This window comes from Methylobacterium sp. Ger2507 (assembly GCF_055231875.1).
In genome coordinates, this window is the sequence record NZ_JBUYVC010000001.1 from 5,077,399 (window position 1) to 5,097,982 (window position 20,584).

Sequence of the window (20,584 nt, forward strand, 5' to 3'; positions counted from 1 at the left end):
GCCGCCAGAGCGGGGTCCTATAGCACGCGCGCCACGGGCCGCAGCAAAAAAATCAGGCGGCCGTTCGGATCGCCGCGACGGGCCGGGCGACCCCGAATTGGCATCCGCCGATTCCGCATTCTACAAGCGCTGCCCGGACGTCCCGGTCTTCCGCCGAAGTCTCATGCTGCGAGGTTCTATGCTGCGAGATCCCCTGCCGAACCCCCGATCGCTCGGCCCGAACGATCCGGTCTCGGCCTCGCGGCGAACCTGGCTCGGTGGTGTGGCGGCCCTGGCGCTGCTGCCGAGCGGCGCACGGGCGCAAGGGACGAAGACGTCTCCCCCTTCCGCACCTCCGTCCGCGCCCGCACCGGCCACCGACGGCCCGGCTCGCACCCTGTCGGCCGCGCCGAACACGCTGCGGCTGAAGCCGGAACCCGCCGTCCCGACGCCGGTCTGGTCGTTCGACGGCAAGGCGCCGCCGCCGGTGGTCCGGGTCCGGCGCGGCGAGACGGCCCGGCTCAAGGTCGAGAACCGGACCGACAAACCCCTCAGCCTGCACTGGCACGGGGTGCGCAACCAGAACCCCATGGATGGGGTCGGCGGGGTGACCCAGGCGCCGATCGCCCCGGGGAGCGACTTCACCTACGCATTCGTACCGCCCGATGCCGGCACGTTCCTGATTCGGCCCCTGGTGGTGGGCGGCTCCAGCGAGCCCTCGGGGCGCGGCCTCGCCGGTGCCCTCGTCGTCGAGGAGACGACCCCGCCCGCCGTCGACCAGGACCTGACCCTGCTGATGCAGGACTGGCGCCTCGACGACGCCGACGCTCTGCTGCCCTTCGGCCAGCCGGCCTTCGCGGCGAGTTCCGGCCGCCTCGGCAGCCTCGTCACCCTCAACGGCGTGCCGGTCCCGGCCTCGATCACGGCCCGGCCCGGCAGCCGTCTGCGCCTGCGCCTCGGCAACGTCTGCAATGCGCGGGCGACCCGCATCCGCTTCGACGGCGTGAAGGTCTACGTGCTGGCGGTCGACGGCCAGCCGACCGACACCTTCGAGCCCCTTCGCGCCACCCTGCCGTTCCCGCCCGGCACCCGCTACGACCTGATGCTCGACATGCCGACCGAGGCCTGGACCACCGGTGCGATCACGGCGCTGATCGGCAACGGCATCGCGCTCGCCACTCTGGGCCTCACCGCGGAGGCCGCCGCGCCGCCGCGGCCGCCGATCACGAAGATCGGCGACAACCCGTTGCTGCCGGCCGAGGTCAAGCTGCAGAATGCCGTCCGGCGCGACATCACCCTCACGGGCGGCGCCCGGATCGACAAGGACAAGCCGGCCGCCGAGCCGAGCTACACCGGCGATCCCACCCGGATCTGGGCGGTCAACGGCGCCCCCGGCACGGCCGGAATGGCGCCGCTGTTCTCGGTGAAGCGCGGGCAGGTGGTGGTGCTGGCCATCCGCAACGAGACCGCGTTCCCGCAATCCCTGCACCTGCACGGCCACGCGTTCCGGCTGCTCCACCCCCTCGACGACGGCTGGGAGCCCTACTGGCTCGACACCTTCCAGCTTCTCGAAGGCCGTACCGCGCGCATCGCCTTCAAGGCCGACAATCCCGGGCGCTGGCTGATCAGCGCGACGGTGCTGGAGCGCTTCGATACCGGCCTGTGGACGCTGTTCGAGGTGACTTAAACCGGGACGAGGGCGCGCAGCACCGCCGGCATCATGTCCGGCAGGTCCTCGGCGATCAGGCCGGGGCCGTGGCGCAGGCCGGCATCGCCGTGGACCCAGACTCCCGCCGCCGCGGCCTCGAACGGCGCCATCCCCTGGGCCAGCAGCCCGGCAATGAGCCCCGCGAGCACGTCGCCCGCGCCGGCGGTGCCGAGATAGGGCGTGCCGTGATCGTTGATCGCCACGCGTCCGTCGGGGGCGGCGATCACCGTATCGGCACCCTTCAGGACGATGACGGCCCCGACCAGGGCGGCGGCCCGGCTCGCGCGCTCGACCTTGTCGGCCTCCGGGTCGACTGCTTCCGTGCCCTCGAAGAGGCGCGCGAACTCGCCCTCGTGCGGCGTCAGGACCGCCGCAGCGTCGCCATCGGCCAGATGGGCGCCGAGCAGGTGGGGCTGGCCCTTGAAGCTCGTCAGCGCATCGGCGTCGAGGACGAGGACGCGCCCGGCGGCGGCGGCGACCGCCACCAGATCGCGGGTGGCCGCGCCGATCCCGAGCCCGGGACCGGCCAGCACCACGTTGAGGCGCTCATCGACCAGGAGGTCGTCGAGGTCGTCGGCGCTGTCGCAGGCCCGCAGCATGATGGCGGTGCAATGCGCGGCGTTCTCGGCCAGCGCCGAGGTCGGCGAGACAAGGGTGACGAGGCCGGCCCCGACCCGCAACGCTGCGCGCGCCGCCATCCGGGCGGCCCCCGTGCGGGTGGCCGGCCCGGACAGGACGACCGCGTGCCCGCGCGTGTACTTGTGGCTCGCGGCGGTCAGGCGCGGAAACGCCGCCTCCCACAGGCCAGGTCCATTGCGCCAGAGCGGCGCTCCCCCGGCGAGGCCGGCCTCCAGCGCTGCCGGGCCGGTGCCGATATCGGCGACGTGCAGGTCGCCGCCATGCGCGCGGCCGGGCTGCAGCAGGTGCCCCGGCTTCAGGGCAACGAAGGTGACGGTTTCGGTCGCCCGCACCGCGACGCCGCGCACGGCCCCGGAATCGCCATCGATTCCGCTCGGGACGTCGACGGAGAGGATCGGGCAGGACGCCTGCCCGAGGCGGTCTACCAAGGCGGCCGTCTCGCCCTCGAGGTCGCGGGCCAGACCGGCGCCGAACAGCGCATCGATGACGAGGCCGTAAGCCGCCAGGTCGACGATCGCGGAGAGGTCCAGGACCGGGCCGCTCCAGCCCTGGGCCGCCTGCGCCGCATCGCCGGACAGACCACCAAGGGGCACCAGCCCGGCGAGGTCGACCGGGTGGCCGGCCTCGGCGAGGAGGCGCGCCGCCACGTAGCCGTCGCCGCCGTTGTTGCCCGGTCCGCACAGGACGAGGATGCGCAGTCCCCCACCGGCCAGGGCGCGGGCGCGCTCCGCCACGGCGGCTCCGGCCCGCTCCATCAGGGCGAATCCGGATGTTCCGCCCGCGATCGCGGCCGCATCGACCCGGCGCATCGCCTCGACCTTGAGCAGTCGCAAGGTGGTCATGGGGAATCCCTTCTGGAATGCACCTCTGGGCTTCACGCGACAGCCTCAGGTTCGCTCATCGCCTAAACGATTTGCGGTGCGTGCATATTCCTTGTGCAGTTTTCCGGCGTCACCGAAGAAATCGGCGTGGCGAAGGCCGAACGGCGATGATACCAACGATGGATCAAGCAGCATCGAGGTCAGGCCCGCCCGGCATGAAGAAGATCGAAGCGATCATCAAGCCTTTCAAACTCGACGAGGTGAAGGAAGCCCTGCAGGAGGTTGGCCTCCAGGGCATCACCGTGATCGAGGCAAAGGGCTTCGGACGCCAGAAGGGCCACACCGAACTCTATCGCGGGGCCGAATACGTCGTCGACTTTCTGCCCAAGGTGAAGCTCGAGATCGTGCTGTCGGACGCGCTGGTGGAGGGCGCCGTCGAGGCGATCCGCAAATCGGCCCAGACCGGCCGCATCGGCGACGGCAAGATCTTCGTCTCGACCATCGAGGAAGCGATCCGCATCCGCACCGGCGAGACCGGCACCGACGCGATCTGAGCGGCGAGCGCCAGGTCCCGTGACCGAGACGTCCTGCCGGCTCGATCCGGTGACCAGCCCCTCGGACTGGCGCCGATACCATACCCTCCGGCGCGACAACCTTTGGACGGCGCGCGGGCGGACGGGCTACGACGAGAACCACCCCGACGACCGCCGTGCCAACCACCATCCGCTCCTCCTGACTTCCGGGAACGAAGCGGTGGGGGTCGTACGCCTCGACGATCGCCGCGATGGAACCGGCATCGTCCGGCTGGTGGCCGTCGCGCCGGACCGCCGGGGTCGAGGCCTCGGCCGCAGCTTGGGCGCGGAGGTCGAAGCCAAGGCGCGGGGACTCGGCATCCACACGCCGTTCGTGAACGCGGCACAGGGCGCGGTGGGCTTCTACGAGGCGATGGACTGGGAACGCTTCGGGTGGGACGCCGCCGAGCTGGTTGGCGACGCCGCCGATTGCGTCCAGATGCGCAAGCTCCTGCCGCTCTGACGGCAGCCAGGACCGGAGACAGGGCCCGGGGGCGACCCCGGAAACACCAGAGACAGATCTAAGTTTCTGTTTTTGCGTCTCTTCTGACAGCCGCCAAGTCACGGGCGCGGAGAAATTGCGCTGGCCGAGGCGCCGTAGCTGCGCTAAACGCTCGGCGCCCAATACCCTTCCGCTCTGCGGCGTGCCGATGCCCGCTGCGGCAAAACCACGGCCGCAACGGGCCGAGACATGAAGGAGACCTCCGAGGATGGCCAAGACAGCAGCCGACGTCCTGAAGGAAATCAGGGACAACGACGTCAAGTACGTCGACCTTCGGTTCACCGACCCGCGCGGTAAGTGGCAGCACGTCACGTTCGACGTCTCCCTCATCGACGACGAGATGTTCTCCGAAGGCACGATGTTCGACGGCTCGTCGATCGCCGGCTGGAAGGCCATCAACGAATCCGACATGCTGCTGATGCCGGACCCGGCCACCGCCTGCATGGACCCGTTCTTCTCGGCCTCGACCATGTCGATCGTCTGCGACGTGCTCGAGCCCTCCACCGGCGCGCCCTACAGCCGCGACCCGCGCGGCACCGCCAAGCTGGCCGAAGCCTTCCTCAAGTCCACCGGTATCGGCGACACCATCTATGTCGGTCCCGAGGCCGAGTTCTTCGTGTTCGACGACGTGAAGTTCGGCTCCGACCCGTATCACACCGGCTTCCAGCTCGATTCGACCGAGCTGCCGACCAATGGCTTCACCGACTACGAGGGCGGCAACCTCGGCCACCGCGTCGCCACCAAGGGCGGCTATTTCCCGGTGCCGCCGCAGGATTCGGCGCAGGACATGCGCGGCGAGATGCTGGCCGCCATGCAGTCGATGGGCGTGAAGGTCGAGAAGCACCACCACGAGGTGGCGTCCGCCCAGCACGAGCTCGGCATGAAGTTCGACACCCTGACCCTGCTCGCCGACCACATGCAGATCTACAAGTACTGCATCCATCAGGTCGCCCAGAGCTACGGCAAGACCGCGACGTTCATGCCGAAGCCCGTCTTCGGCGACAACGGCTCGGGCATGCACGTGCACCAGTCGATCTGGAAGGACGGCAAGCCGCTCTTCGCCGGCGACAAGTACGCCGATCTCAGCCAGGAATGCCTCTGGTACATCGGCGGCATCATCAAGCACGCCAAGGCGCTCAACGCCTTCACCAACCCGTCGACCAACTCCTACAAGCGCCTGGTGCCGGGCTACGAGGCTCCCGTGCTGCTCGCCTACTCGGCGCGCAACCGCTCGGCCTCCTGCCGTATCCCGTGGACCACGAACCCGAAGGCCAAGCGCGTCGAGGTTCGCTTCCCCGACCCGATGGCCAATCCCTACCTCGCCTTCTCGGCCCTGCTGATGGCCGGCCTCGACGGCATCATCAACAAGATCGATCCGGGCGCCGCCATGGACAAGGATCTCTACGACCTGCCCCCGCGCGAGCTGAAGAAGATCCCGACCGTCTGCGGCTCGCTCCGTGAGGCGCTGCAGAACCTCGACCGCGACCGCGCCTTCCTCAAGGCCGGCAACGTGTTCACCGACGACCAGATCGACTCGTTCATCGAGCTGAAGATGACCGAGGTCATGCGCTACGAGATGACCCCGCACCCGGTCGAATTCACGATGTACTACTCGCTCTGAGAGCGCGCGGGCCGGGCTTCGTGCCCGGCTCGCCCGGAACGATCCGAGACGCCGGGGCTCCGCGAGGGGCTCCGGCGTCTCGCGTTTCGGGCGCCCGGTTCTGATTCGGCTCCGTGCTGTCTCAGGTTGCCACTGCCCGGAGATGGATGCGTCCTGGGGAACCATGACCGATCCACTCGGCTTGCCGCCCCGACAGGGGGCCTGGGAAGCGGCCGGAGAGGGAACCAGGACAGGAAATGCCGAAGGACGACGCCGGAGACACCGGATTCCGGCGCGGCGACCGCCTCGAGCGCGCCAATGCCCTGGTGCAAACCCTGGCGATCCTCGCGGCCGGGGCCTGGGCCGTCTACACCTTCATCTACGAGGCCCGGATCAAGCCGGCGCTTGAGCCGCCCGCCGTCTCGGTCACCACGAACCTGGTGCGGGCGGGCGAGCGCGGCCAGCACGTGGCCATCCGCTCCACCGTGATGCGCAGAAATGTCGGCCAGACCGGCGTCCGCGTGCTCGGTCTCGTCTACAATGTGACCGGCGTGCGCGTGCGCTTCGAGGCGCAGACGCGGGACGGCGCCACGGCGCCCGACCGCACCACCACGGCGCGCGCCTACACCTTCGACGGCCCCGGCGAGGCGATCCTGCGCGAGAGCCGCCTGTTCGCCGGCGCCACCGAGGCAGGCGGCGAACCCTCCGACCTCAATCCCGGCGAATCCGTCTCGCGCGACCTGATCGTCTATGCCGATCGCGACCGCTTCGACTTCGTGCGCTTCGAGGTCGGCCTTGCCTACACGCGGGGCGACGATCCGGCTGTGCAGCTTCGCTTCGTCACGGAGCCGAACGGCACCCTGGCGCTGCGCCCGCGCGCCGATTGCCGGACCGAACCCGAAATCTGCGCGCGCCTGAAGACAACCGACTTCGCCACCGAATTCTCGCTCTGGTGATCCGACCCCGCCAGGTGGCGCGAGCCGTCGTCGAGCCGCGACATGTCCTCTCATGGTGCATGCCTGCGACGGTTTTTCAGGGAACACGAGGCTATCGTGGCACCTTCACTTGAGGCTGCAGGCGTATCTCCGCTCCATCCGTACCAGCCTGGTCTTGAAAAACACATGCGTTGCTTGCCGTTGGAACCGGTGAGTCGCGTCCGGCAGCATCGCGTTGTTGTTCCTGATCTTGAGTGGCCATGCTGTTTCCTCCCGTCGATACGGATCACCCCCTGGCGGAACGGTTCCGCGACTTCATCCGGCATCGGCCCTTCCCCTGTGTCGGCGCCAAATCGGCCCTGTTGCGCGGGGGCATGACGGTGGTGGTGGCGCGCGGCATCGGCCAGGCATCCGACGATGCCCGGATCTACGCCGCGCTCCTGGCCTTCATCTCGCGCTATCGCCAGTCGCCGGAGATGTTCCGCAGCTTCGCCGTCCTGTTCGAGGGCGCCGCACCCACCTCCGAGGAGGGGTTCGAGACCGACCTATGGGCGCGGGTCCAGGCCCTGTCCGACCGGGACGGGCATCTCGGCCAGCCGCATGACGACCGCGTCGCCGCCGATCCCGAAGATCCGCACTTCTCGGTGAGCCTCGGCGGCGAGGGCTTCTTCATCGTCGGGCTGCATCCGGCCGCGAGCCGCCCGGCCCGGCGCTTCGCGGCCCCCGCCCTGGTGTTCAATCTGCACGACCAGTTCCAGCGTCTGCGGGCCGAGGGCCGTTACGAGCGACTGCGCGACAGCATCGTCGAGCGCGATGTCGCGTTCGCGGGGTCGCCCAACCCGATGCTGGCCGGGCATGGCGAGCGCTCGGCCGCGCGCCAGTTCAGCGGCCGGGCCGTCCCCGAGGATTGGACCTGCCCGTTCCGTCGCCGTTCCAAGCCCGCCGGCTGGGACGGCGCGGAGGTTTTGGCCGCCCTGCGCAAGGGCGCCTTCTTCGCCGACTGCGTGGAGGGTTAAGGCATGGACGCCGTCACCGCCCAGGCCATCCCGTTCCCGAACACCGATCCCGACAGCCTCGCCTCCCTGGTGCGGGCCGTGCGCGAGACCGGCTACAGCTTCACGACGGTCACGCCCGCCACCCACGCGCATGTCAATGCGCGGCCCCAGAACGCCCGTGCCCGAAACCTGCGGGACGTGCTCGGCTGGAGCCGCCCCTTCTCGCCCGAGATCCTGCCGGAGGTCGTGCTGACCGCCCTGGAGCGTGCCGGAGCGGTCTCGGCGAAGGGCGACGTCCGGACCCCGAACGTCCGCCTCTCCAGCCTCGACGGCGAACTCTTCCTGCATTCGGCCTATCCGCCGAGCGCAGCCGACGCGGTGTTCTTCGGCCCCGACACCCTGCGCTTTGCGGCGGCTGTCGTCGCTCATCTCGCGCAGCGCGAAGCCCCTGTCCGGCGGGCGGTCGATATCGGCTGCGGTTCCGGAGCGGCCGGGATCTGCATCGCCAAACGGGCGCCGGACGCGGAGGTCGCCCTCGTCGACATCAACCCGGCGGCCCTGCGGGCGGCGGCGGTCAATGCGCGCTCGGCGGGCGTCGGCAACGTGCGCCTGCACCGGAGCGACATGCTCACCGCCGTCGAAGGCGAGTTCGACCTCATCGTGTCGAACCCGCCCTTCATGATCGATCGCGGCGCCCGCGCCTACCGCCACGGTGGCGGCCCTCTCGGGGCCGGCCTGTCCCTGGCGGTGGTGGAGGCGGCCCGCGCACGTCTGGCTCCCGGCGGCAGTCTCGTGCTGTTCACCGGGTCCGCCATCGTCGAGGGGCGCGACCCCTTCCGCGAAGCGGCAACCGCCCTCTGCGCCGAGGCCGGCCTGAGCTGGACCTATCGCGAGTTCGATCCCGACGAGTACGGCGAGGAACTCGCGGACCCGGCCTATGGCGATGTCGAGCGCATCGCGCTCGTCGTCCTGACGGCGACGCGGAGCTGAGCATGGCGGCGGCCCCGCAGATCGCCGACACCGACCGCGCCGAGTTCCTGCGCGATGCCCTGGCGGGCCTGCAGACACGGCCCCGGACCCTACCGGGCAAGTATCTGTGGGACGAAGCCGGGTCCGAGCTGTTCGACCGCATCTGCCACACCGTCGATTACTACCCGACCGGGCGCGAGATCGCGCTGCTGCCGGGCGTGGCGTTGGAGGTGGCGGCCCGGATCGGACCGGGCGCCACCGTTGTGGAGTTCGGCAGCGGCGCCAGCCGCAAGATCCGCACCCTGCTCGACGCTCTCGACCGTCCGGCCGCCTATATCGCGGTCGACATTTCGGGCGATTACCTCGCCGAGGCGATCCGGAGACTCGCTCCGGATTACCCGCAGGTCGCCATGCAGGCGGTCTGCGCCGATTACAGCAAACCGTTCCGCCTCCCCCTGCCAAGGTCGGGCGGGCCCGTGCTGGCCTTCTTCCCCGGAACCAGCATCGGCAATTTCACGCCCGACGAGGCCGGAGCCTTCCTGGCCCGCGCCCGGGAGGCCCTCGGCTCCTGCCTGTTCCTGATCGGGGCCGACCCGACCATCGAGCGGGGTGCGCTGCAGGCGGCCTATGGCGGGGCCGACGGACTCATGGCCGCCTTCCACAGCAACATCCTGGCTCGGATGAACCGGGAACTTGGCGCTGACTTCGACCTGGACACCTTTCGGCACGAGGTGCGCCTGTGTGAACATCCGTTCCGGGTCGAGGCCCATCTGACCGCGACCGCGCCGACCAGCGTCCGACTCGGCCCGACCCGGATCGACTTCGCCGTCGGCGACAGCATCCGCACCGACACCTCGCACAAGTACACGCCCGAGGTCTTCGCGCTCCTGGCGGCCGGAAGTGGCTGGAATCCGGAGACGCACTGGCTCGGCACGGGCGGCGGCTTCAGCCTTCACCTGCTGCGGAGCTGATCGGCCGGATCGCCGCTTCGCCGGATCCCTACTCCGCTGAGTCCCCTTCGCATCAACCCGGGAGAGCAAACATGGCACAGCAGGTTCCGGTCTCGCGGGAGGCCGTCATTCAGGATCTGGGGCTCGACGGGGACGAGGCCGGCGAGGTCCATGCGGTGACGGACGATCTCGCCTATCGGCGCCTCGCCATCGTCAACGTGGTGCTGTTCGGCTCACCCAACGCCGGCGACCGCGGCTGGGTGCTGATCGATGCCGGCCTCCCGGGCTCCCGGGGACGGATCGAAAAGGCCGCCGCTGCGCGCTTTGGCAATGGCGCGCGGCCAGCGGCAATCGTTCTCACCCACGGGCATTTCGACCATGTCGGGGTGCTGGAAGATCTCGCCGAGGCCTGGGACGCACCGGTCTACGCCCATGCGGCGGAGCACCCCTATCTCGACGGGTCCGCCGCCTATCCGGCGCCCGACCCGAGCGTGGGCGGCGGCGTCATGGCACGGATCGCGCCGCTCTACCCGACGCGCCCCGTCGACGTCCGCAAACGCCTGCACGCCCTGCCGCAGGATGGCAGCGTGCCGTCGATGCCGGGCTGGCGCTGGCTCCACACCCCGGGGCATTCGCCCGGCCACATCTCCTTGTGGCGGGAAGCCGATCGGTCGCTCATCGTCGGCGACGCCTTCGTGACAACGGCCCAGGAATCCGCCTACGCGGTCATGATGCAGGAACCCGAGCTGCACGGCCCGCCGATGTACCTCACCACCGATTGGCCGGCCGCCCGGCGCTCCGTCGACACCCTGGCGGCGCTCAAGCCCGAGCGGGTGATCACCGGGCACGGACGCCCGCTGGCGGGTCCCGACATGCGTCGGGCCCTCGACGCGCTGGCGCAGGATTTCGACCGCATCGCGGTTCCGAGCCAGGGCCGCTACGTCGACGCTCCGGCGACGGCGGAGAATGGCGGGGCCTACCGCGAGCCCTGAGAGGGTAAGGCGGGCGCGTCACCCGTCGTCACGCAAACTTGCGCAGGATATCGCCACACCGAACCCCCGATCTGCGGACATTCGCGCGCTCCTGGCGTAAGATTCGCCGAAGGGCCGCCGCATCCGGCGAAAAAGCCTGCACCATCGTGCGAGGAAGAACACGCCATGCGGATGTCCCACCGCGCCTTCGCCGCCCTGGCCGGCCTGCTGCTCACCGGGCTGGCGGCATCGGGCGCCGCCCGGGCCGCGGCCGGCGACGACGTCGCCGAGCGCGAGGCGCGCTGGAAGGATCTGCGGCAATCGCTCTTCGGGGATCGCGCGGTCGAAACCGCAAAGCCCCTGGTCCGCATGGACCTGCCGGACCGCGCCAACGACGCCGCGCTCGTGCCGCTGACGATGACCATGACCGACAAGGACCGGATCAAGGGCCTCTACCTGGTCATCGACGACAACCCGGCGCCCCTGGCCGCGCATTTCACCTTCGGTCCCGCCGCCGACCCGGAGGAACTGAAGCTGCGCATCCGGGTGAACACCTACAGCAACGTCCACGCGGTGGCCGAGACCCAGGACGGCGCCCTGATCCAGACCACCCAGTTCGTGAAGGCGTCGGGCGGGTGCTCGGCCCCGATGGGCATGACCGACGACGAGGCGATGAAGGGCATGGGCGACATGCGTCTGAAATTCGCCGACCCGGCTTCCGGCGCGGCCTCTCCCGGCGCAACCGATTCCGGCAAGCCGATCGCCGCGACGCTGATGATCCGCCATCCCAACTTCACCGGGCTCCAGATGAACCAGGTCAGCCGCGAGTACACGCCAGCCCGCTACATCAACCGGATCAGCGTCACCTACGGCACCCAGAACGTCTTCGTCATGGAAGGCGATATCTCGATCTCGGCCAATCCGGTGATCAATTTCGCCCTGCGGCCCGCCGGCAAGGGACCGGTCACGGTGGTGACGCAGGACAACCAGGGTGGACGCTGGGAGCGCAGCTTCGATGTGCCGGCCGCCAGTCACTGACGCCCTGCGACGCCGCGCGGGCCTCGTCCTGGTCGCCACCCTCCTGGGCGCCGCCGCGCCGGCGGATTCGCCCGTCGCTGTGCCCGAGCCCGCCGGCTACTGGGACGGCGCGCTGCAGGGCTACACGCCGAAGACGCTGGCGGGTGCCACGGTGATCGACGCCGAGGCCCTCGAGGCCCTGATCGGCGCTGGCAACACCCTCCTGATCGACGTCTCGGAATCCGATCCGACGCCGCGCGATCTCGCGCCGGGGCGCCTGTGGCGGCCGATCCACCGGGCGATCCCGGACAGCATCTGGCTGCCGGGCGCCGGGTCCGGAACTCTCTCGGCCCAAGACGCCGCCGCCCTGGCCGAGCGGATCGAGACCCTGACGCAAGGGGACCGGACCCGCCCCGTGGTCACCTACTGCCACCCGGATTGCTGGGGCAGCTGGAACCTGGGGAAGCGCCTCGTCACCCTGGGCTACCGGTCGGTCCACTGGTTCCCGGCGGGGATCGAGGGCTGGCAGGAGAAGCATGACACGGGGGCGATCCGGCCCGACGCCGCCTGGACGCGCGCCCTGAAGACGGGCGGCGGGCCCTAGAATCACACCCTCTCCCTGCCGAAGGTTACGCCACCCATGCCGAACCGCCGCTCGATCCTCGCGCTCCTGGCTCTCGCCCCCGTGTCCCTCTCTCCGCTGGGCCTCGCCGTCCCGGCTCACGCGGCCGACGCGTTGCCCTACACGCCGGAGGCTTTCGAGGCGGCGCAGAAAGCGGGCAAGCCGATCCTCATCGAGGTGAGCGCCCCCTGGTGCCCGATCTGCAAGACTCAGAAGCCGATCCTGGCCAAGCTCGGCGAGCAGGCCCGCTTCAAGGACCTGGTGATCTTCGAGGTCGATTTCGACACCCGCAAGGATGTGCTGCGCCGGTTCGACGCCCGCATGCAGAGCACGCTGATCGCCTTCAAGGGCGAGACCGAGACCGGCCGCTCGGTCGGCGAGACCCAGCCAGAATGGATCGAGGGCCTCGTCGAGAAGACCCTCTAGGGCACCCCCATGGGCAACGGCCTCGGACTCGCCTTCCTCGCCGGCCTGCTTTCGGTGCTGTCGCCCTGCGTGCTGCCGCTCCTGCCGCTGGTCCTCGGCGCGGCCGCGTCCGAGCACCGCTACGGCCCCCTGGCCCTGGCCACCGGACTCGCTCTCTCTTTCGTGGCGATCGGGCTGTTCGTGGCCACCATCGGCTTCGGCCTCGGCCTCGACACCGGCCTGTTCCGCACCGGCGCAGCGATTCTGATGATCCTGCTCGGATGCGTGCTGATGCTGCCGGCGGCGCAGACGCGGCTCGCGGTCGCGGCCGGGCCGGTGAGCGACTGGACCGAGGCCCGCTTCGGGGGCCTCTCCACCGCGGGCCTGTCCGGGCAGTTCGGCGTCGGGCTCCTCCTCGGCGCGGTCTGGAGCCCCTGCGTCGGGCCGACCCTCGGGGCGGCCTCGCTCCTCGCCGCGCAGGGCCGCGATCTCGGGTCCGTCGCCCTCACCATGGTGCTGTTCGGCCTCGGCGCCGCCCTGCCGCTGGTCCTGCTAGGCACCCTGTCGCGCGCGACGCTGGTGCGCTGGCGCAACCGGATGATGGGCCTCGGCAAGGGCCTCAAGGCCGCCCTCGGCCTTGTCCTGGTGGTGACTGGCCTCGCCATCGTGCTCGGCTACGACAAGGCGCTGGAAACCCGCCTCGTCGAAGCCTCGCCCGAATGGCTGACGCGGCTGACGACGCGGTACTGACGCCGCGCCCCGGTGCGCCGCTCGGGAATCGATTGGTTCGGGCGGCTCCAGCGCGGTCCCTAGACCGTCTGGCCCCCATCCATCACGAGGGCATGCCCGATGACGAAGGCGGCCGGGTCCGAGCACAGCCAGAGTACGGCGGAGGCGATCTCCTCGGGCCGGCCCATACGGCCGATCGGCTCCTGCGCGATCACCCGGGCGATGCCCTCGGGCGTGCCTCCGGTGAAGCGCTGCATCATCGGCGTGTCGATCATGCCCGGGCAGATGGCGTTCACCCGGATGTTCTGCGCGGCATAATCCAGAGCCGTCGCCTTGGTCAGGCCGATGACGCCGAACTTGGCGGCGCAATACGCCGCCTGACCGGCGATGCCCTTCACCCCGGCGCCCGAGGCGGTGTTGACGATCGAGCCGCCCCCGCTCGCGAGCATCAGGGGGATCTGGTACTTCATGCACAGGAACACGCCACGCAGGTTGACCCCGGCGATCCGGTCGAAGGTCTCCTCGCTGAGATCGACCATGGCAGTCACCGGCTGCTCGATCCCGGCATTGTTGAAGGCGAAGTCGAGCCGCCCGAAGGTGTCGACGGTCCGATCGAGGGCCGCCCGCACGTCGTCCGCCCGCGTCACGTCGCACCGGACGGCGATCGCCCGGGCACCCGTCGCCTCGATCAGCCGCGCCGTCTCGCGGCAGGCCTCCTCGGCGACGTCGGCGACCGCCACGCTGATGCCGGCCTGGGCAAAGGCCAGCGCCGTGGCGCGGCCGATGCCGCTCGTCGCCCCGGTCACGAACGCGACCTTCCGGTTGTCAGCGCCGGTTCGATTCATCGTCATACTGCGGGTCTCCTGATTCCGCCTCGATCGGGGACCGAGGATGCTGCAAGAGACCTAGCGCCTCGGCGGATCAGCGATTAGCTGCTGAAACCCGCATGGGTTCATAAGTCTGGGTTATCAATGGCGCGCGGCAGCGTGAACGATCTGGTCGCCTTCCTGGCAGTCGCCCGCGAGCGCAGCTTCACCCGCGCGGCGGCGCAGCTCGGCGTGTCGCAGCCGGCTCTCAGCCAGACCATCCGCGACCTGGAGGCGCGGCTGGGCATCCGCCTGCTCAGCCGCACCACCCGCAGCGTCGCCCCGACCGAGGCCGGCGAGCGCCTGATCCACAGCATCGGGCCGCATCTCGACGGGATCGAGGCCGGCCTCTCCGCACTGACCGCCCTGCGGGACAAACCGGCCGGACTCGTGCGGATCACCGCACCCGATCACGCAGCCGAGACCGTGCTGTGGCCGGCTCTTGCGAAATTGCTGCCGGACTACCCCGACATCGCCGTGGAGGTGGTCACGGAAGGCAGCCTGACCAACATCGTCACCGAGCGCTTCGACGCGGGCGTGCGCTTCGGCGAGCACATCGAGCGGGATATGGTGGCGGTGCGGATCGGTCCCGATCTTCGCATGGCCGTGGTCGGCACCCCCGCCTACTTCACCGGACGATCCAGGCCGACCCATCCGGAAGATCTGACGGCCCATCGCTGCATCAACCTGCGCCGTCCGACCCGGGGCGGGTTCTACCCCTGGGAGTTCGAGAAGGCGGGCCGCGAAATCAACGTCCGGGTCGAGGGCCAGCTGGTGTTCACCAGCCTGCGCCTGATCCGGCGGGCGGCCCTGTCCGGCTTCGGGCTGGCCTACCTGCCGGAGGACCAGGTCCTGGCGGATGTGGCGGACGGACGGCTCGTGCGGGTTCTCGACCCGTGGTGCGAGCCGTTTCCCGGCTACCACCTCTACTATCCGAGCCAGCGCCAGCACGCCCCCGCCTTCGCCGTGGTGGTCGAAGCCCTGCGGCATCGACAGGCGTCAGCCTGAAGGCGGCGGCGGCGCATCGCCGGCCCCGCGGCTCGGCTTGCACAACCGGGTCGATCTTGGTCCATCAGCGAGAGCGCTCGCGGCCGTCGATCCGGCGGACCGATGGGCCGCAACCGTCAGGGAGATCCCGATGCCCCTCGTCGTCCCCGTCATTCTCGGTTCCGTGCGCGCCGACCGTCAGGGCCTGCGCGCCGCCCGCTTCGTGATCGCCGCCCTGGAAAGCCGCGGCATCGAGGCGCCGCTGGTCGACCCGGCCGTGCTGAACCTCCCGCTCCTCGACCGGATGTACAAGGAATACCCGGCGGGGACCGCGCCGGCCGTGCTCGAAGACCTCGCGACCCTGTATCGCCGCGCCGATGCGTTCCTGGTCGTCTCGGCCGAATACAACCATGCGATCCCGCCGGCCCTCGCGAACACCCTCGACCACTTCCTCGAGGAGTATGCGTGGCGACCCTCCGGCATCGTCTGCTACTCGGCCGGGCAATATGGCGGCGTGCGGGCGGCGATGCCGTTGCGCGCCATGCTGGCCGAGCTCGGCGCATCGAGCATTCCCTCGCTGCTGCCCATCCCCCGCGTCGGCAAGGCCCTCGACGAGGCCGGCGTCGCACAGGATGAGTGGCTGCCCAGGGGGGCCCAACGCTTCCTCGACGAGCTGGTCTGGTACGCCGAGGCGCTTCGGGCGCAGCGCGCCAAGGGCACGCCCTATTGAGACGGACCCGGTTTGGCCCAAGCGTGGGAATGACCCGCTGTCGCAGGGACCGGAATCACGAGGCCCTGGCGCAGGGCTTGCCCGTGTGACGCCCGACCCGAACCACCCGAGCCGAGGCCCCCATGTCCACCATGTCCACCATGTCCACCATCGCCGCCACGCCCGATCCGTCCACGACACACAAATCTCCCGGCGCGGAGATCCGCACCCTGCTCGCCGCCCTGGTGCGGGCCGCCCTAATGTCGGACGATCACGCGAGCACGGCTTGGCGGGCGGCCGCCCGGGACGTGCAGGCGACGCTCGCCGCCGAACCGACGCGGGTGGCGAGCCTCAACATCGAGGGATTCTGGACCCTGGCGGTCCGCGATGCCGAGGCGCCGGAGTATCGCGAGGCCGAGAACCAGGTGCAGTTCGGCTTCCCGGCTCTGTCTCCGTTCACCCTCGACGAGATTACGGCGCCCGGCTTCGACGTCGATGCGGCCGTCGAGCACCTGCGCAAGTCGGCAGCCACCGGCTGAATCCTGTCGACGGCGGATCCGATGCCCTCGCGGATGCCGTTGCCGGGGCGGCGTCCAGCGCCCATGTTAGCAAGAGCAGCCGGGCGGCGCTTCCGCTCCCGGCGAGACACGTTCTACCGCGTATGGCCTCGCGCCCGCGCAGCGAGCCGGATCCCTTGGCAAAACGCATCAATCCGAATCCCGGCGCTGCCGGCCTCCCCTCCCGCGAGCAGATCCTCGCCTTCATCGCCGCCTCGACCGAGACGGTCGGCAAGCGCGAGATCGCGGCGGCCTTCAACATCAAGGGCGCCGACCGCATCGGTCTCAAGCGCATCCTGAAAGAGATCGAGGAGGACGGCGCCATCGCGCGCGGGCGCGGCGGGCTGGCGCCGTCCGGCCGTCTGCCGCCGGTGGTTCTGACCGACATCACCGCACGGGATCGCGACGGCGAGTTCCTGGCGAGCCCGGCCGAGTGGGACGTCGGCAACGGCCCCGCCCCGAAGATCACGGTCGCCTCGCCGCGCGGCGGCAAGCGTCCGGGCCAGCCGGCGCCCGGTATCGGCGACCGGGTGCTCTTGCGCGTCGAAGCGAGCGCCGGTGAGCCGGGCCGCTACACCGGCCGCGTCATCAAGGTTCTGGGAAAGAACAAGGCTGAGATCATCGGCATCTTCCGGGCCGGTCCCGACGGCGGACGCATCATCCCCGTCGAAAAGCGGGCACAGGGGCGCGAGATCGCGATTCCGGCCGGCGAGGAGGGGGAGGCCCGCGATGGCGACCTCGTCAGCGTCAGCCTCCAGCGCGAGAGCCGCTTCGGGCTGCCCCAGGGTCGGGTCCGCGAGCGCCTCGGGTCGCTGGGGTCGGAGAAGGCCGTCAGCCTGATCGCGCTTCACCTTCACCACATCCCGCACGTGTTTGCGGCGGCCACCCTGGCGGAGGCCGATGCAGTGGTGCCGGTGGGCCTGGCGGGCCGCGAGGATTGGCGCGCCGAACCGCTGCTGACCATCGATCCGCCGGACGCCAAGGACCACGACGACGCCGTGATGGCGACGCCCGATCCCGACCCGGCCAATGCCGGCGGCTTCATCGTCACCGTCGCGATCGCCGATGTCGCCGCCTATGTGCGCCCGGGCTCGGCCCTCGACCGCGAAGCCCTGGTGCGCGGCAACTCGGTCTATTTCCCGGATCGCGTCGTGCCGATGCTGCCCGAGCGCATCTCCAACGATCTCTGCTCCCTGCGTGAGGGCGAGGACCGGCCGGCCCTGGCTGTCCGCATGGTCATCGCGGCCGATGGGGCGAAGCGCCGGCACAGCGTCCACCGGGTGATGATGCGCTCGCGGGCCAAGCTCAGCTACGCCCAGGCCCAGGCCGCCATCGACGGTTTCGCCGACGACATCACCGCTCCCCTGCTCGAGCCCGTGCTGCGCCCGCTCTGGGCCGCCTACGCGGCTCTGCGCGAGGCTCGCGAGGCCCGCGGTCCGCTCGCCCTCGACCTGCCGGAGCGCAAGGTGCTGCTGACGGCCGACGGCGCGGTCGACCGCGTCGTGGTGCCGGCCCGTCTCGATGCCCATCGGCTCATCGAGGAGTTCATGATCCAGGCCAACGTCGCCGCGGCCGAAACCCTGGAGCAGGCCAAGCAGCCACTGATCTACCGCGTCCACGACGAGCCGGCCCTGGAGAAGATGCGGGCGCTCGGCGAGGTGCTGGCCTCCATCGGGATCAAGCTGCCCAAGGAAGGCATCCTGCGTCCGGCCCTGTTCAACCGCATCCTCGGGACGGTGGCCGAGACCGAGCACGCGATCTTCATCAACGAGGTGGTCCTGCGCTCGCAGGCCCAGGCCGTCTACGCGGCGCAGAACCTCGGCCATTTCGGCCTGAACCTCCGTCGCTACGCCCACTTCACCTCGCCGATCCGGCGCTACGCCGACCTGATCGTCCACCGGGCCCTGATCGCGGCCTGCCGTCTCGGCCCGGACGGCCTGTCGTCGGAGGTCACGGTGGCGGCCCTCGACCAGATCGGGGAGCAGATCTCGGCCGCCGAGCGCCGGGCCATGGCGGCCGAGCGCGAGACCATCGACCGCCTCATCGCCCACCATCTCGCCGACCGGGTCGGCGCCACCTTCACCGGCCAGATCTCCGGCGTGACCCGCTCCGGCCTGTTCATCAAGCTCGACGAGACCGGGGCCGACGGCTTCGTGCCGATCTCAACCATCGGGGCTGACTATTACCGGCACGACGAGGCCAAGCACGCCCTGGTGGGCGAGCGCTCGGGCGAGACCCACCGCCTCGGCGACCGGGTCGAGGTCCGATTGGTGGAAGCCGCTGCCGTGGCCGGGGCCCTGCGCTTCGAATTGCTGTCCGAGGGGCAGGCCCGGCCGGAGCGTGCCGCACGCCCCGGGCCGAACCGCGCCATCCGCAAGCCCGGCGCGCCCGGGCGCCCGCCCGGCATCCGCAGCACCGGGTCGCGTCACCGCGGCTCGCGCCGCTGAGCGGAAGGGGCTAGTCTGCGGGGTCATGCGAGGAGCCGAGATGACGGACGGAATCGAACCGGGCCACCACGAACGCACCCCGCTGGTGCGGGCGATGGCGCGCGGCTTCATCGGCCGCTGCCCCCATTGCGGCGAGGGCCGGATTTTCGGCCGCTTCCTCAAGGTCCGGCCGCATTGCGACGTCTGCGATCTCGAACTTGCGCATCACCGGGCCGACGACCTGCCGCCCTACATCGTCATCTTCATCGTCGGTCACATCGTCGGGTATTTCCTGCTCGAAACCGAGATGAATTACGACGTTCCCCTGTGGTTTCAGCTCAGCTTCTGGCCCCTGGTGACGCTGTTTGGGTCGTTGGCGCTGCTGCAGCCTGTGAAGGGCGCCGTGGTCGGCCTGCAATATGCGCTTGGCATGCACGGCTTCGCCAAGCTACCGGTGCCGCGCGCGGGCACCGAACCGCAGGGCGAGGAGACACGGCATGGATCAGGTGACGGGCGCAGTGCCGACCGAGCTGCCGGCTTCGGCCCCGCCTGAGGCGCCCGCCCGCAAGCCAGCGCTCCGGCCCCGCAATGCCGCGACTCTGATCATCCTCGACCGTACCCGGCGCATTCCCAGAATTCTGATGGGCCGGCGCCATCCCGGGCTTGCCTTCATGCCGGGCAAGTTCGTGTTCCCGGGCGGCCGGATCGAGCCGTGCGATCGCCACATGACGGTGGCCGGTGCCCTCTCGGCGCGGGCGTCCGACGCGCTGGCGGTCCGCGTCCCGCGCGGGGGCAACGGGTTGGGGCGCGCCCTCGCCCTGGCGGCCATCCGCGAGACCTACGAGGAGACCGGCCTGCTGCTCGGAACTCGGGAATACGGACCGCCGGAGACCACCCCGGAGGGGACCTGGGATGCGTTTCGCGCGGCGGCGGTGATGCCGGATCTCGAATCCCTACGCTTCATCGCCCGGGCTGTGACGCCACCCGGACGCGCCCGGCGCTTCGATACCCGCTTCTTCGCCGCCGACCGGACCGCCATCGCGCACGAGGTTCCGGGCATCGTCTCGGCTGAATCCGAACTGGTGGAACTGGCCTGGGTCACCTTCGTCGAGGCCCGCGCCCTTGACCTGCCGCGGATCACCCGCGTCATCCTCGACGATCTCGAGATCCAGGTCCGAGGCGGGTTCGCGCCCTACCTGCCGATTCCGTACTACTATGAGCGCATCGGCAAGCCGCAGCGCGAAACTCTATAGCCAAGCCTCAGTACGAAGCCCCGCAGGTGGAACTCCTTCCCGCACCACCTGGTTGGTGAACAACAAGGCGTGAGGAGGGAACCATCTCATGATGAAAGGCGGTCTGCTGTGGTTGATCGGTATTCCGATCCCGGTGATCCTGGCGATTTATTTCTTCACGTCCTGGCTGCATTAGCCTGAAGCGCAGTCCCAGACACAAAAAAGCCCGCCCTGTTGTTCCCGGGGCGGGCTTTTGTGTTTGGTTGCGGGGACAGGATTTGAACCTGTGACCTTCAGGTTATGAGCCTGACGAGCTACCGGGCTGCTCCACCCCGCGCCACCTGGGATCGTTTCGAGGGAATGTGGGTCGACGCGGATGGGCGTGGACGAACC

Annotated in this window: 21 protein-coding genes and 1 tRNA gene; 19 read left to right on the forward strand and 3 right to left on the reverse strand. The window is 70.0% G+C overall.

The window, feature by feature from the left end; genetic code table 11:
* Nucleotides 1-178 precede the first annotated feature (178 nt).
* A complete protein-coding gene (locus ACV7NL_RS23475) occupies nt 179-1,666 on the forward strand; it encodes a multicopper oxidase family protein (protein ID WP_463357020.1) in 1,488 nt (495 codons plus the stop codon).
* Here the strand turns inward: ACV7NL_RS23475 and ACV7NL_RS23480 are convergent.
* On the reverse strand, nt 1,663-3,168 hold the full coding sequence (locus ACV7NL_RS23480; RefSeq protein WP_463357021.1) for an NAD(P)H-hydrate dehydratase: 1,506 nt from the start codon (nt 3,166-3,168) through the stop codon (nt 1,663-1,665). The genes ACV7NL_RS23475 and ACV7NL_RS23480 overlap by 4 nt on opposite strands.
* Nucleotides 3,169-3,362: 194 nt before the next feature.
* On the opposite strand from ACV7NL_RS23480, the gene ACV7NL_RS23485 reads away from it, so the two are divergent.
* The 12 genes from ACV7NL_RS23485 to ACV7NL_RS23540 all read left to right on the forward strand — a co-directional run bounded on the left by ACV7NL_RS23485 (nt 3,363) and on the right by ACV7NL_RS23540 (nt 13,435).
* Nucleotides 3,363-3,701, forward strand: a complete 339-nt coding sequence (locus ACV7NL_RS23485) for a P-II family nitrogen regulator (protein WP_003600526.1) — start codon at nt 3,363-3,365, stop codon at nt 3,699-3,701.
* 19 nt (nt 3,702-3,720) lie between these two features.
* Entirely contained in the window at nt 3,721-4,182 is a 462-nt protein-coding gene (locus ACV7NL_RS23490) for a GNAT family N-acetyltransferase (RefSeq protein ID WP_463357022.1), read from the forward strand.
* 247 nt (nt 4,183-4,429) lie between these two features.
* Nucleotides 4,430-5,842, forward strand: coding sequence for a type I glutamate--ammonia ligase (gene glnA / locus ACV7NL_RS23495; RefSeq protein WP_056188895.1), 1,413 nt, complete (start codon nt 4,430-4,432; stop codon nt 5,840-5,842).
* A gap of 236 nt (nt 5,843-6,078) precedes the next feature.
* A complete protein-coding gene (locus ACV7NL_RS23500) occupies nt 6,079-6,777 on the forward strand; it encodes a hypothetical protein (protein WP_463357023.1) in 699 nt (232 codons plus the stop codon).
* A gap of 239 nt (nt 6,778-7,016) precedes the next feature.
* Nucleotides 7,017-7,772: a guanitoxin biosynthesis heme-dependent pre-guanitoxin N-hydroxylase GntA gene (gntA, locus tag ACV7NL_RS23505; RefSeq protein WP_463357024.1), complete on the forward strand. Its 756-nt coding sequence runs from the start codon at nt 7,017-7,019 to the stop codon at nt 7,770-7,772.
* A gap of 3 nt (nt 7,773-7,775) precedes the next feature.
* Nucleotides 7,776-8,741, forward strand: a complete 966-nt coding sequence (locus tag ACV7NL_RS23510) for a methyltransferase (RefSeq protein WP_463357025.1) — start codon at nt 7,776-7,778, stop codon at nt 8,739-8,741.
* A gap of 2 nt (nt 8,742-8,743) precedes the next feature.
* Nucleotides 8,744-9,691 carry an L-histidine N(alpha)-methyltransferase gene (gene egtD, locus ACV7NL_RS23515; protein WP_463357026.1) on the forward strand — a complete coding sequence of 316 codons (948 nt, stop codon included), beginning with the start codon at nt 8,744-8,746 and terminating at the stop codon, nt 9,689-9,691.
* 71 nt (nt 9,692-9,762) lie between these two features.
* Nucleotides 9,763-10,662 (forward strand): MBL fold metallo-hydrolase, encoded by a 900-nt coding sequence (locus tag ACV7NL_RS23520; protein ID WP_463357027.1) that lies wholly within the window; start codon nt 9,763-9,765, stop codon nt 10,660-10,662.
* 171 nt (nt 10,663-10,833) lie between these two features.
* Nucleotides 10,834-11,679, forward strand: a complete 846-nt coding sequence (locus ACV7NL_RS23525) for a quinoprotein dehydrogenase-associated SoxYZ-like carrier (RefSeq protein WP_463357203.1) — start codon at nt 10,834-10,836, stop codon at nt 11,677-11,679.
* Entirely contained in the window at nt 11,657-12,262 is a 606-nt protein-coding gene (locus ACV7NL_RS23530; protein WP_082504176.1) for a rhodanese-like domain-containing protein, read from the forward strand. The genes ACV7NL_RS23525 and ACV7NL_RS23530 overlap by 23 nt, the downstream gene beginning before the upstream one ends.
* Before the next feature lie 36 nt (nt 12,263-12,298).
* Complete coding sequence (locus ACV7NL_RS23535; RefSeq protein WP_056486271.1) at nt 12,299-12,706, forward strand: thioredoxin family protein; 408 nt, start codon at nt 12,299-12,301, stop codon at nt 12,704-12,706.
* A 9-nt stretch (nt 12,707-12,715) separates the two neighbouring features.
* On the forward strand, nt 12,716-13,435 hold the full coding sequence (locus tag ACV7NL_RS23540; RefSeq protein WP_056486268.1) for a cytochrome c biogenesis CcdA family protein: 720 nt from the start codon (nt 12,716-12,718) through the stop codon (nt 13,433-13,435).
* A 59-nt stretch (nt 13,436-13,494) separates the two neighbouring features.
* Here ACV7NL_RS23540 and ACV7NL_RS23545 read toward each other — a convergent pair whose 3' ends face one another.
* Nucleotides 13,495-14,259 carry an SDR family oxidoreductase gene (locus ACV7NL_RS23545; protein WP_200935900.1) on the reverse strand — a complete coding sequence of 255 codons (765 nt, stop codon included), beginning with the start codon at nt 14,257-14,259 and terminating at the stop codon, nt 13,495-13,497.
* A 126-nt stretch (nt 14,260-14,385) separates the two neighbouring features.
* Here ACV7NL_RS23545 and ACV7NL_RS23550 point away from each other — a divergent pair, with 126 nt between their 5' ends.
* The 6 genes from ACV7NL_RS23550 (at nt 14,386) to ACV7NL_RS23575 (ending at nt 20,212) form a co-directional block, all read left to right on the forward strand.
* Nucleotides 14,386-15,288 (forward strand): LysR family transcriptional regulator, encoded by a 903-nt coding sequence (locus tag ACV7NL_RS23550; protein WP_056486262.1) that lies wholly within the window; start codon nt 14,386-14,388, stop codon nt 15,286-15,288.
* A gap of 130 nt (nt 15,289-15,418) precedes the next feature.
* Entirely contained in the window at nt 15,419-15,997 is a 579-nt protein-coding gene (locus ACV7NL_RS23555; RefSeq protein WP_056486259.1) for an NADPH-dependent FMN reductase, read from the forward strand.
* Nucleotides 15,998-16,119: 122 nt separating this feature from the next.
* Nucleotides 16,120-16,515 carry a hypothetical protein gene (locus ACV7NL_RS23560; protein WP_348528139.1) on the forward strand — a complete coding sequence of 132 codons (396 nt, stop codon included), beginning with the start codon at nt 16,120-16,122 and terminating at the stop codon, nt 16,513-16,515.
* A 155-nt stretch (nt 16,516-16,670) separates the two neighbouring features.
* A complete protein-coding gene (gene rnr, locus ACV7NL_RS23565; RefSeq protein WP_463357028.1) occupies nt 16,671-18,980 on the forward strand; it encodes a ribonuclease R in 2,310 nt (769 codons plus the stop codon).
* A gap of 40 nt (nt 18,981-19,020) precedes the next feature.
* Nucleotides 19,021-19,512, forward strand: coding sequence for a DUF983 domain-containing protein (locus ACV7NL_RS23570; protein ID WP_056486256.1), 492 nt, complete (start codon nt 19,021-19,023; stop codon nt 19,510-19,512).
* Complete coding sequence (locus ACV7NL_RS23575; protein WP_463357029.1) at nt 19,457-20,212, forward strand: NUDIX hydrolase; 756 nt, start codon at nt 19,457-19,459, stop codon at nt 20,210-20,212. Before ACV7NL_RS23570 ends, ACV7NL_RS23575 begins: the two co-directional genes overlap by 56 nt.
* A 239-nt stretch (nt 20,213-20,451) precedes the next feature.
* Here ACV7NL_RS23575 and ACV7NL_RS23580 read toward each other — a convergent pair.
* Nucleotides 20,452-20,528 (reverse strand) — tRNA-Met (locus ACV7NL_RS23580).
* Nucleotides 20,529-20,584: the final 56 nt, after the last annotated feature.